This window comes from Bacteroides sp. AM10-21B (genome assembly GCF_003472565.1).
GTDB lineage: Bacteria > Bacteroidota > Bacteroidia > Bacteroidales > Bacteroidaceae > Bacteroides > Bacteroides propionicigenes.
The window spans coordinates 389063-401481 of sequence record NZ_QRME01000004.1 but is presented as its reverse complement, the minus strand read 5'-3'; the positions used below and the strand labels follow the sequence as shown (position 1 = coordinate 401481).

The window sequence follows — 12419 nt, the reverse complement described above, 5'->3', positions numbered from 1 at the left end:
GCCTCCGTATCGGATGATACGGGGGCTTTATTCGTTTTAAGAACTTGGTTTCGGCAGGTATTGCCGGACAGAATGGGGTGAAATGAATATAAAAAAGTGAATATTTTACCCTAAATGCTACATAATGAGGATAATTATTTGTATCTTTGTCGCCCGAATAAATAAAAGAAGCTTTGGGAAAGTTTGATAAATACAAAATAGATTTGAAAGGTATGCAGGCAGATTCATGCAAATATGAATTTGTATTGGACAACCTTTTCTTCGCTAATATTGATGGCCCGGAAGTACAGAAGGGCAAAGTCAATGTTGTTTTGGTTGTAAAGAAAACGTCTCGTGCTTTCGAATTGAACTTTCAGACAGACGGAATAGTGTGGGTTCCATGCGACCGCTGTTTGGATGATATGGAACAGCCTGTAAGCTCCACAGATAAGCTACTGGTGAAGTTCGGACATGAATACGCTGAGGAAGGTGATAACCTTATCGTAATCCCCGAGGAAGAAGGGGAAATCAATGTAGCGTGGTTCATGTATGAGTTTATAGCGTTGGCTATCCCGATGAAGCATATACACGCTCCGGGTAAGTGCAACAAAGCGATGAGCAGTAAATTGAGCAAGCATCTGCGTACTACTCCGGATGATGAAATGGACGAAGAAGGTTTTGTACCGGAGGAGAGCAACGAACTTGTAAACGATGATACGGAAACTGCGGTAGACCCGCGTTGGGACGAATTAAAGAAAATATTAGATAACAATTAAAGATTAAAGAAAATGGCACATCCTAAGAGAAGACAGTCAAAAACAAGAACTGCAAAGAGAAGAACTCATGATAAAGCAGTAGCTCCTACATTGGCTATTTGCCCGAATTGCGGTGAATGGCATGTATATCACACTGTATGTGGTGCATGTGGCTACTATCGTGGTAAGCTGGCAGTAGAGAAAGAAGCTGCGGTTTAATTAGCAGTTTGACTAAAACTTATACTTGAATATCGGGCGTCTAAAAAGATTTGTAGCATTCAATGAACAAAACTTTTTAGACTGCCGTTGTTTAAGTGTCCTTATAAGTAAACAAGATTAATGGAAAAAATAAATGCAGTAATTACAGGAGTCGGTGGATATGTACCTGATTATATCTTGACGAACGACGAGATATCGAAAATGGTGGATACCAACGATGAATGGATTATGACCCGTATCGGAGTTAAGGAAAGACATATTCTGAACGAAGAAGGGCTGGGCACATCATATATGGCGCGTAAAGCTGCAAAGCAGTTGATGCAGCGCACCGGTTCCAATCCGGATGATGTTGATCTGGTGATTGTCGCTACTTCTACTCCGGACTATCAATTCCCCTCTATTGCATCTATCTTGTGTGACAAGCTCGGACTGAAAAACGCTTTTGCATTTGATATGTCGGCAGCTTGTTGCGGTTTCCTCTATATGATGGAGACAGCGGCGAACTTTATCCGTTCGGGTAGATACAAGAAAGTGATTATCGTAGGCGCAGACAAAATGTCGTCGATTGTGAACTATACAGACCGTGCCACTTGCCCTATTTTCGGTGACGGTGCAGCGGCCTTTATGTTGGAACCGACTACTGAAGAACTGGGCGTTATGGATGCCATGCTGAGAACGGACGGAAAGGGATTACCTTTCTTGCATCTGAAAGCCGGCGGTTCTGTTTGTCCTCCTTCTTATTTTACGATAGATAATCATATGCATTACCTTTATCAGGAAGGTCGCACGGTATTTAAATACGCAGTGTCCAATATGTCGGATATAAGCGCCGCAATCGCGGAAAAGAATAATCTGACAAAAGATACTATTGACTGGGTGGTTCCTCATCAAGCCAATCTGCGTATTATTGATGCTGTGGCACACCGCCTCGAAGTTCCCCACGAAAAGGTGCTGATAAATATCGAACGCTATGGCAATACAAGCGCCGGTACGCTTCCGCTCTGTATCTGGGACTTTGAAGAGAAGTTGAAAAAAGGTGATAACCTTATATTTACGGCATTCGGCGCAGGATTTACATGGGGGGCCGTTTACGTGAAATGGGGCTATGACGGCAAAAAACAGTAATGTGAACGTTACTGACAAAATATGATAAAAAGACGCATCCTATTTCGATTCGATGCGTTTTTTTGTCTCAATTCAAATACGTGAAGATTATGCATAAAGCAGGTTTTGTCAACATTGTGGGAAATCCCAATGTAGGTAAGTCTACATTGATGAATGCACTGGTAGGTGAGCGTATTTCAATAGCTACCTTCAAGGCGCAAACCACCCGTCACCGGATTATGGGTATATATAATACGGATGATATGCAGATTGTGTTTTCGGATACGCCGGGCGTACTGAAACCTACCTATAAATTGCAGGAGTCTATGCTGAACTTCTCCACTTCGGCACTGACGGATGCGGATGTGTTGCTGTATGTGACGGATGTGGTTGAAACACCTGACAAGCATAATGATTTTGTGGAGAAAGTGAGCCATATGGAAGCGCCGGTACTGTTGCTCGTTAACAAGATTGACTTGAGCAATCAGGAGAAGCTGGTGGAACTGGTGGAGGCATGGAAAGAGCTGTTGCCGAATGCGGAGATTATCCCTATCTCGGCTGCCACCAAGTTTAATGTGGACTACGTGATGAAGCGGATAAAAGAACTGTTGCCCGATTCGCCTCCTTATTTTGATAAGGACCAGTGGACGGACAAGCCTGCCCGTTTCTTTGTAAACGAGATTATCCGCGAAAAGATATTGTTGTACTATGACAAGGAGATACCTTATTCGGTAGAGGTCGTTGTGGAACAGTTTAAGGAAGAAGAAAAGAAGATACATATCAATGCTGTGATATACGTTGAACGTGATTCGCAGAAGGGTATCATTATCGGTAAGCAAGGAAAGGCTTTGAAAAAAGTAGCTACCGAAGCTCGCCGCGATTTGGAGAGGTTCTTCGGGAAGACAATATTCTTGGAGACATTTGTGAAGGTTGATAAGGATTGGCGTAGTTCAGACAAGGAACTGCGTAATTTCGGTTATCAGCTGGACTAATATTCATACGACTGTGACAGTCGCAAAAAAACAAAGAGTGTACCTATGGGAAATTTAGTTGCAATCGTAGGACGCCCCAATGTGGGAAAGTCTACATTATTTAATCGTCTGACCAAAACAAGGCAGGCTATTGTAAACGAAGAGGCGGGGACAACACGCGACCGCCAATATGGAAAATCCGAATGGCTGGGACGTGAATTCTCGGTTGTGGATACCGGTGGCTGGGTAGTGAACTCGGACGATATTTTCGAGGAGGAGATACGCAAGCAGGTATTGATGGCGGTGGATGAAGCGGATGTGATTCTGTTTGTGGTGGATGTGATGAACGGGGTTACTGATTTGGACTTGCAGGTGGCTTCCATCTTGCGCCGTGCCAAGAAACCTGTGTTGCTGGTTGCGAACAAGACCGATAATAATGAATTGCAATATAATGCTCCTGAATTTTACAGTCTGGGCTTGGGAGATCCGTATTGTATTTCTGCCGTGACCGGTAGCGGTACGGGCGATTTGATGGATCTTATCGTTGAGAACTTTAAGAAGGAGTCTGATGAGATTTTGGACGAAGATATTCCTCGCTTTGCGGTGGTGGGTCGCCCGAATGCCGGAAAGTCGTCTATCGTAAATGCTTTTATCGGTGAGGATCGCAATATCGTGACGGAAATAGCCGGGACGACACGTGATTCAATCTATACGCGATACAATAAGTTCGGTTTCGACTTCTATCTGGTGGATACGGCAGGTATTCGCAAGAAAAACAAAGTGAGTGAAGATTTGGAATACTATTCGGTAATCCGTTCTATACGTTCCATCGAGAATTCGGATGTATGTATCTTGATGCTGGACGCTACGCGTGGTATCGAAAGCCAGGACCTGAATATCTTCTCGCTTATCCAGAAAAACTCCAAAGGATTGGTAGTGGTTGTGAACAAGTGGGATTTGGTGGAAGACAAGACTGTGAAAGTGATGAAAACTTTTGAGAATGCCATTCGCACCCGTTTTGCTCCTTTTGTGGACTTTCCGATAATTTTTACTTCGGCACTGACGAAACAGCGTATCTTGAAAGTACTGGAAGAAGCGCGCTCTGTGTACGAGAACCGTATGGTGCGCATACCGACCGCTCGCCTGAATGAAGAGATGCTGCCGCTGATTGAGGCTTATCCGCCTCCTGCCATCAAAGGAAAGTATATCAAGATTAAATATATCACGCAGTTGCCGAATACGCAGGTTCCGTCTTTCGTTTATTTCGCTAATCTGCCGCAATATGTGAAGGAACCGTACAGACGCTTCCTTGAGAACAAGATGCGCGAGAAATGGAATCTGACAGGAACTCCGATAAATATATATATAAGACAGAAATAAGTCTCTTGCAGACGCTCAAAATGTACTTAATGAATTTTTAGGCACGAATTTCATAGATTTCACGGAATAATAGAGCAAATCCGTGAAATCTATGAAATTCGTGCCTAAAAATTATCGCCTTTAGCCTTCGATGTTCTGTATCTCCACTTCTTTTACCTTGCGGAAGAGGTCGGAGGCAAAAATAAAGTTGTTCAGACGCTCGTTGGTGGAGGTAAAGATGTCGTCTTTGCTGCCTTCCCACTCTTTATGGCCTTCATAGATGTAGATGATTTTCTCTCCGATGCCCATTACGGAATTCATGTCGTGGGTATTGATTAGCGTAGTCATGTTATATTCGCGGGTGATGTCCTGTATCAGTTCGTCGATGACGAGAGATGTTTTGGGGTCAAGACCGGAGTTCGGCTCGTCGCAGAACAAGTATTGCGGGTTCAGGGCAATGGCCCGTGCAATGGCTACACGTTTCTGCATACCTCCACTGATTTCACCGGGGAACTTGTCTTTTGCCTCGATAAGGTTTACACGTTCCAGGCAAAACATGGCACGGCGTGTACGGTCGCGCAGGGTGTCCGAACTGAACATATTGAGGGGGAACATCACATTGTCCAGTACCGTCATCGAGTCGAACAAGGCGGCGCTCTGAAATATCATTCCCATCTCGCGGCGCAGGGCTTTCTTCTCTTTCTTGCCCATCGTGAGGAAGTTGCGGTGGTCGTATAGCAATTCTCCCTTTTCGGGGGTCAGCAAGCCTACGATGCACTTCATCAGTACGGTCTTTCCCGAACCGCTTTGCCCGATGATGAGGTTCGTCTTTCCGTTTTCGAATGTGGCATTGATGTCTGTCAGCACCTCTTTTTCTTCAAATGACTTGCAAAGTCCTTTCAGCTCAATCATTAGTATGGAATTATCTATTTTGAATTATCAATTATGAATTTAGCACTCACAAGCGTCATGGTTTTATCCCATTAACAGTTGTGTCAATATGAGGTCGGCAAACAGAATCAGTACGCTGCTGCATACTACCGAGTCCGTAGATGCTTTGCCCACCTCAATGGAACCTCCCTCGACCGTATAGCCGAAGAATGCCGACACGCTGGCAATGATGAAGGCAAAGAACAGCGACTTGATAATGCCGCACCAGATGAACCATTCTACGAACATATATTGCAACCCGTATTCTAAATCGACGGCCGACATGATGCCACCGAACCAGCACGTGCAAAACGCACCTATGATTCCGGCGAATATACTGAACGTTACCATCAGAGGGATTGTTGACACCATTGCCGCTATTTTGGGTAATATCAGGTAGTTGGCGGAGTTGACCCCCATAATTTCAAGAGCGTCTATTTGCTGGGTGACCCGCATCGTTCCAAGCTCGGAAGCGATGTTAGACCCCACTTTGCCTGCCAATATCAGGCACATAATGGAAGATGAGAACTCCAGCAACATGATTTCGCGGGTGACATATCCTACCGTCCAGCGCGGCATGAAGGGACTCTCTATGTTCAGCTTGATTTGTATGGTGATAACAGCTCCGATAAAAAACGATATTAGCAATACGATGCCGATGGAGTTTACTCCAAGCTGCTCTATTTCATTGATGTATTGGCGGAAGAACATACGCATACGTTCCGGGCGTGCAAAAACGCGGCCCATCAGTATCATATATTTCCCGACTGTTCTAAGTGCTTTAATCATGACTCGTAAGTATTTGTCTGCAAATGTACACTATTTCGGCTTATTTTTGCTACATTTGCGCCAGTTTCACCACAGATTACGCCGTATGGCACAGTATTTTTTCATAAAACAGGATGAGAACATTGTAATTTGCGGGAGAAACGGTAAACTTGCAGATTGATATCAATCTGTGTAAATCTGTATAATCCTGTGGTGATATAGCGTTATGGAAGAAGAAAGCAAAATGGTACTCCGGACAGAAGATTTGGTGAAAAAGTACGGTAAACGTACGGTAGTGAGCCATGTTTCTATCAACGTAAAGCAAGGGGAAATCGTTGGATTGCTGGGACCGAACGGGGCCGGCAAGACTACTTCATTCTATATGACCGTAGGATTGATTACTCCCAATGAAGGGCGTATCTTCTTGGACGACTTGGATATTACGAAATATCCCGTGTACAAGCGTGCGCAGACGGGTATCGGCTATCTGGCACAGGAAGCGTCCGTATTCCGCCAGATGAGTGTGGAAGATAATATCGCCGCTGTATTGGAAATGACGGACAAACCGCTGGATTACCGGAAAGACAAACTGGAGAGCCTGATTGCGGAGTTCCGCTTGCAGAAGGTTCGTAAGAATAAGGGCAACCAGTTGTCCGGTGGTGAACGCCGCCGTACGGAGATTGCCCGTTGCCTTGCCATCGACCCGAAATTCATCATGCTGGATGAACCGTTTGCCGGTGTAGACCCTATTGCCGTAGAGGATATCCAACAGATTGTATGGAAACTGAAAGACCGGAATATCGGTATCCTGATTACCGACCACAACGTGCAGGAGACATTAAGCATCACCGACCGCGCTTATCTGTTGTTTGAGGGGAAAATCTTATTCCAAGGTACACCGGAAGAACTTGCCGAGAATAAGATTGTACGTGAAAAGTATTTGAGTAACAGCTTCGTACTTCGTCGTAAGGACTTTATGGTATAGGTAGAATGAAAAGGGTGCTGTTGTTTATAGGAGCGGTATTTCTTTTTGTTTCAGCTATAGGACAGAATACTGCGGAAATTAAGCGTATTCTTGAAGTTACGGATTCGCTTTACTCACTTGGTAAGGTAGATTCCGCACTGGCTGTTTGCCGGGAAGCGGTTCCGCTGGTTCGGCAAGAAAAAAATGCCGGTGTGATTGTTTCATTCTACACTTCGCAGGGGGTATATCTGCGGTCATCCGGTATGCTGCCGGATGCGGTGGAGTCTTATGATACTGCGTTGGAATATGTGGACCGGCTGGATATGGCTTCGGAAGATGACAGGCAGAGCGCCGTGGTGTTGTATAATAACCTTTCGACCCTGCACATGGATATGAAGTCGCTTGATAAGTCCGAAACATATGCGTTGCGGGCGGCCGTATTGGCTGACAAATGCACCGATAAGTCTTTCCGTGCACAGATTTATACAGTAACTTCTTCTGTTTTTATTGTCAGGAAATTGTATGATAAAGCGAAAGAGTATTTGTTGAAGGCGATAGAATTGTCACACGAAGAGGAACTGTTTGACGGGGAACTGAACGCCCTTACCTATTATATGCTGGTTCTGCAGCGAACCGATAGTCCGCAAAGCGAGATAAACCGCTATGCCGGAAAAGCCGACTCTATCCTTCCTCAGGTAAAGTCGGTGATGACCCTGATAAATTATTATCAAATACTGTTTGTAATCCGGCAGGATGGCAAACAGTATCGGGAAGTTATTGCCATCGCCGATAAACTGCTGAGTTTGGATGGAATTAAAAACTATCCTTTCCTTTTGTACGATATTTATAATAATCTGCATTCGGCGTATAAGAATGTACATGATTATGAAAATGCTTATACGGCCCTAACACAGGCGCAGGAGTTAAACGACTCTCTGTTTCAGAAAGAAAAGGCGAAACAGCTGGAAGAGCTTTCCGTAAAATATGAAAGCAAGGAGAAAGAACTTGAGATACAAAAGTTGAATGAGGAGAAACGGGGGGCACGGCAACGTCTGTTCATTGTTTTAGGCGGTTCGGTATTTGTGTTAGTGCTTTCGGGGTTGTTTTTTGCTTATTTCGTACAGCGGCAGAGGTTGCGTGTAGAGCGTCAGAAGCGGGAGATGGAGGCTCAGCGGCATGAGTTTGAACAGTTGCAGCGTGCCACGGAACAGAAACTGACCCGTAACTATCTGGATAAACTGGAGAATGAACACGCGCGTTTGGCAAAAGAATTGCATGACGGTGTCTGCAACGATTTGTTCTCTATGGAAGTGAACGCCGCTTCGGACCCGGTTGCACCAACGAAGGACTGGATTGCGAATCTGCGGAGGATAAGGGAAAATATCCGCCTTGTTTCCCATGAATTGCTTCCGCCCGTATTCCGGGAAGCTACCATCAATGAAGTAATATCCAACTACTTGGAAAGTCTTTCCACACCGGAATGTCCGATACGTTTTGAGACCCTTCCGGAAGATGTGGAATGGACGGGGTTGCCGGATGCAATGTCATTAAATATTTATCGAATTATTCAGGAGGCGGTAGGCAATTCGCTGAAGCATGCCCGTGCCTCCCGTATCTCGGTTGTGATGGAGTGGAAGTTGCCCAATCTGGAAATCAGGGTGTCTGACAATGGAAACGGGGCTGCAACGGACAGGCCGGGCATAGGAATACAGACGATGAAAGAACGGGTGACCGCTTTAAAGGGGACTTTCACAATGAAATCAACCCGGTCGGGAACTACGATTATTGTACTTATTCCTGTTTTTTGACGCAAAAACTACGGTTTCCCGTAGGGTATATGTCGGCGTGTATGTCTAATTTTGTCAAAGATAATATAAAACAGACTGCAAATGAAGTTCGACATAGTTCTGATAGATGACCATTCTTTAGTGTTGGAAGGGCTGAAAACTCTATTGAGAGATATTGCCGACGTAAACAGTGTTTGTACGGTGACGAACGGCACTAAATTACTGAATCTAATAAAATCACATACATTCCATATATATATTACAGATCTTGAATTACCGGATATTGACGGCTTCGAACTGATACGCAACATAAAGGAGAATGATCCTCAGGCTAAGATTGTGGTTTGTACCATGCACGAGGAGATATGGATTGTGAATAAGCTGAAGCATCCGAATATCAACGCCGTTGTCTTCAAGTCTTCGGGAACCGAGGCTCTGCGTGAAGCGGTACGTGCTGTTATGCTGGATGAAAACTATTATTGCCAGCGTTATCAACAACTATATAAAGAGAAAAGCCGGACGGAGGATGAAACGGAGTTGCCGGATATGCTGCCCACTTCACGCGAGTTGGATGTCCTGAAGGCAATAGCTCAGGGCATGAATACCCATGAAATCTCCCGGCATCTTTTTATTTCTGAAAATACAGTTGAATGGCATCGGAAGAACCTGATGTTGAAATTTGCTGCGCGTAATGCGACCGATTTGGTTATTAAAGCATTAACTAAAGGTTACCTGACGATCCCACTTTAACGCTACATACGGAATAAGCCCTGCCGCTTGTAGGTAGTTTTGAGAAATTTGAATGTAGGGCTGTACTTAAAACCATTAAATATCATGAAGAAAGTTGTTTTCGCATTTGGAATGTTGTGTCTGTTTCTGATGACACAAAGTGCTTGTTCGGGTAAAAGTGCTAAGGCGGAACAGATTACGGAACAGTTGGCCGGAGAAAGTGCTGCTTCGCAAAATGAACTTCTGGATAAAATCCTCGGTCTGATTGAGGATGGTACGGATAAAGTAAAGGATTGTTCCGATCCTAAAAAGGCATTTACTATTATGGCAGAAACCAGTAAGGCCATTGATAAAGCTTGTGAAGATGCCGGTACTTCTTTGCCGGCTTGGAAAAAAACGCTTAGCGATGATGACTTGAAACGGTATGAAGATGCCACAGCTAAATTTCAACAAACGGTGAAAAAATAAATTGCACACGGATTACTAAAAATGAGAATATTATGAAAAAACTTTATTATTATGTAATGAGTTTGGCTTTTCTGTTCGCACTCACTGCTTGTAGCGACGATAATGAGCCTACTCCGGCTCCTCCACCATCCAAAGGGGCGGAAGCTGTGAATAAGATTGTAGAAGTGCTGGAAGAGGAAGCCGAGATCAGCACCTTTGTGGAAATTCTGAAATCGGTTGATGTTGCCAATCTTGAAGAGGATAAATTGACTGTTTTTGCAGTACGCAATGCTACCCAGACACGGGCATCGGGAGAAGTATTGGATTCTGCATCCATTAAACGCCATATTGCAGTGGGCAGTTATCAGAAAGCGGAACTGAAAGACGGTATGGTACTGAAGAGCATAAACGGTGAAAGTCTCCATGTGTCGCATTCCGGTGACGGAGGAGTGTATATAAATGGAGTACCTATAGAGGGTGATGCCATAGCGGCAGGTAACAGTTATGTGTATATTATTCCGGAAGTCCTGACGGAACAGTTGGAAAAGAGATATACCACTACGATTGAAGTACAGGAGTTGTGGGCTGATAAGGAGAACCCGCTTACACCGCTGGCGGGAGTTACTGTGACGGTGCAAGACGGATCCGGCACTCAGCTGGGCGAGTGGACTACCGGTGCCGAGGGAACTGTCGTGATTAAGCACGATGCGGATTCCATTATGTATCAGATAAAGAAGGAGGGATATTCCGAGGGACATGACGGTTATTTGCTGAAAGGCCTTAATGCAAACGGTGATTATGCCTATGCAGACCTGAATGGTGACGGCAAATATGATGCACTCGATAAGGTGGCATCTTTCCCTTACCCGTACTTCCTGAGCTATAAAGATATGGAAGATACGAAAACGACACAAACGTGCTATATGCTGGCTATAACGCCTGAAACGGATTTGGCAAAAATAGCGACTGAGTGGGATGCGGCAACTGAGGAATATTTTAAGAAGGTTCTTGAACTGGAGTCGGCTTTGGTTACCGGTTCTGGTGGGTTTGCCTATACGGAAGAGGAATTTGTATTCTACTCAAATCCTGTTTGGAATATAGCTTATGATATGTTGGATAAGGGGGCGGAATATGCGAAGCAACTTGCCTCCATGGAAGTGGAAGCACAGGAGCTGCTTACCGACATTAATGTGGATATGGCCATAATCCGTTGTCATCTATATGGATATTACGGACAATTACTTGGCGACAAGGTTAGTTTGCCTGTTGAGCAGTTAATTCAAGACCTTAAGAAAGCGAGAGACGAATATCCTTCTGCCGGTTCACACGCCGTGACCCTTTTGCTGGCAAAGGTGTATGCGGATGAAGAACGTTGGAATGAGGCTTTGGAATGCTGTGAACGTATAGCGAACAGCGGTGAGTATCAGTTGACTAATCTTGGCTATCCCACAGAAAAAGAAGCAATATGGAGCGGGCATAAATATATGACCGGTGATGGTAGCGAAGTTCGAACTCCCTTACTCCTTTATCGCGAAGTTTATTTGCTTGCTGCTGTAGCTAATTACGGACTGGGTCGTCAGGCTGAGGTCGCCAAATATATCGAATTGCTGAAAGAACTTTTTCAGGAGGATGCTGGGTTTGCTTCTACTCCTGAGAGCTTAGCAGATATGGCACAAAGGCTGTTGCAAGGTCACGGCGGTTGGGTATATCCTTATTATAGGATACTGAATACTCCTATATCATCTGTAAACAACGGCTTTGATGCGTCAAAAAACTATCTTCTTCCTATTCCTCAACAAGTGTTGGATGAAAATCCGAATATAATGCAGAACCCCGGTTATAATTAAGAGACTCTCTCTTATCTTTCTATAAATAAGAAGGAGGATGTGCCAATCTAAATCTCGACACATCCTCCTGTTTTTTCTCCTTTTAATCTATATGATTAGAATTTCGGAGGTCTTGCTTCTTTTACTACCATCTGGCGACCGAAGAATTCAGCGCCATCGAGTTCAGAGATAGCCTTGGCGGCAGCAGCGCTGTCTTCCATTTCTACGAATGCAATGCCTCTGAAACGTCCGGTTGCACGGTCCATGATAAATTTAACAGAAGATACTGTACCGTAATCTTCCATAACCTTCTGCAGGTCATCTTCCTTAACACGGTAGTTAAGGTTTCCAACATAAATGTTCATAATGAAAAATGTAAATAAATAAAAATAAATAAAACTCTCTTTGGAAAGACAGCTGAATAATAAAAAGATAACAACGACAGAGAGTTTACAAATACGTTTTTTCAACGGAAGTAAAAACCATGTAATGGAAATCGAGAAACTAATATGCCATCATTCCGCGACAAAGGAACACATTAATTTCGGAACCGCAATACTTTTTCTCAATTATTTTTATTT

At 44.3% G+C, this 12419-nt stretch carries 13 protein-coding genes; 10 read left to right on the top strand and 3 right to left on the bottom strand.

The features are described from left to right. Positions 1 to 173 precede the first annotated feature (173 nt). From DW121_RS07480 to der, 5 genes are all read left to right on the top strand, one after another. Entirely contained in the window at positions 174 to 755 is a 582-nt protein-coding gene (locus tag DW121_RS07480) for a DUF177 domain-containing protein (protein WP_117712271.1), read from the top strand. Between the two features lie 12 nt (positions 756 to 767). Then, positions 768 to 953: a 50S ribosomal protein L32 gene (gene rpmF, locus DW121_RS07475; protein ID WP_004288267.1), complete on the top strand. Its 186-nt coding sequence runs from the start codon at positions 768 to 770 to the stop codon at positions 951 to 953. A gap of 120 nt (positions 954 to 1073) precedes the next feature. Further along, positions 1074 to 2078, top strand: a complete 1005-nt coding sequence (locus DW121_RS07470; RefSeq protein ID WP_117712269.1) for a beta-ketoacyl-ACP synthase III — start codon at positions 1074 to 1076, stop codon at positions 2076 to 2078. A gap of 89 nt (positions 2079 to 2167) precedes the next feature. Continuing rightward, positions 2168 to 3049 (top strand): GTPase Era, encoded by an 882-nt coding sequence (era, locus tag DW121_RS07465; protein ID WP_117712267.1) that lies wholly within the window; start codon positions 2168 to 2170, stop codon positions 3047 to 3049. 45 nt (positions 3050 to 3094) lie between these two features. Beyond that, positions 3095 to 4408 carry a ribosome biogenesis GTPase Der gene (der, locus tag DW121_RS07460; RefSeq protein ID WP_117712265.1) on the top strand — a complete coding sequence of 438 codons (1314 nt, stop codon included), beginning with the start codon at positions 3095 to 3097 and terminating at the stop codon, positions 4406 to 4408. A gap of 120 nt (positions 4409 to 4528) precedes the next feature. Here the strand turns inward: der and DW121_RS07455 are convergent, their stop codons facing one another. Both DW121_RS07455 and DW121_RS07450 read right to left on the bottom strand, forming a co-directional pair. Then, a complete protein-coding gene (locus tag DW121_RS07455) occupies positions 4529 to 5299 on the bottom strand; it encodes an ABC transporter ATP-binding protein (RefSeq protein ID WP_009122826.1) in 771 nt (256 codons plus the stop codon). A gap of 63 nt (positions 5300 to 5362) precedes the next feature. Then, on the bottom strand, positions 5363 to 6106 hold the full coding sequence (locus tag DW121_RS07450; RefSeq protein ID WP_117712262.1) for an MlaE family ABC transporter permease: 744 nt from the start codon (positions 6104 to 6106) through the stop codon (positions 5363 to 5365). 205 nt (positions 6107 to 6311) lie between these two features. Here DW121_RS07450 and lptB point away from each other — a divergent pair, with 205 nt between their 5' ends. The 5 genes from lptB (at position 6312) to DW121_RS07425 (ending at position 11859) form a co-directional block, all read left to right on the top strand. Continuing rightward, entirely contained in the window at positions 6312 to 7070 is a 759-nt protein-coding gene (gene lptB, locus DW121_RS07445; protein ID WP_117712260.1) for an LPS export ABC transporter ATP-binding protein, read from the top strand. 5 nt (positions 7071 to 7075) lie between these two features. Then, a complete protein-coding gene (locus tag DW121_RS07440; protein ID WP_118323414.1) occupies positions 7076 to 8857 on the top strand; it encodes an ATP-binding protein in 1782 nt (593 codons plus the stop codon). Between the two features lie 81 nt (positions 8858 to 8938). After that, a complete protein-coding gene (locus DW121_RS07435; RefSeq protein WP_118323413.1) occupies positions 8939 to 9586 on the top strand; it encodes a response regulator in 648 nt (215 codons plus the stop codon). Positions 9587 to 9670: 84 nt separating this feature from the next. Beyond that, entirely contained in the window at positions 9671 to 10033 is a 363-nt protein-coding gene (locus tag DW121_RS07430; RefSeq protein WP_117712254.1) for a hypothetical protein, read from the top strand. A 32-nt stretch (positions 10034 to 10065) separates the two neighbouring features. Continuing rightward, on the top strand, positions 10066 to 11859 hold the full coding sequence (locus DW121_RS07425) for a fasciclin domain-containing protein (RefSeq protein WP_118323412.1): 1794 nt from the start codon (positions 10066 to 10068) through the stop codon (positions 11857 to 11859). A gap of 95 nt (positions 11860 to 11954) precedes the next feature. Here DW121_RS07425 and DW121_RS07420 read toward each other — a convergent pair whose 3' ends face one another. After that, positions 11955 to 12203, bottom strand: coding sequence for an RNA recognition motif domain-containing protein (locus DW121_RS07420; RefSeq protein ID WP_117712251.1), 249 nt, complete (start codon positions 12201 to 12203; stop codon positions 11955 to 11957). Between the last annotated feature and the right edge of the window lie 216 nt (positions 12204 to 12419).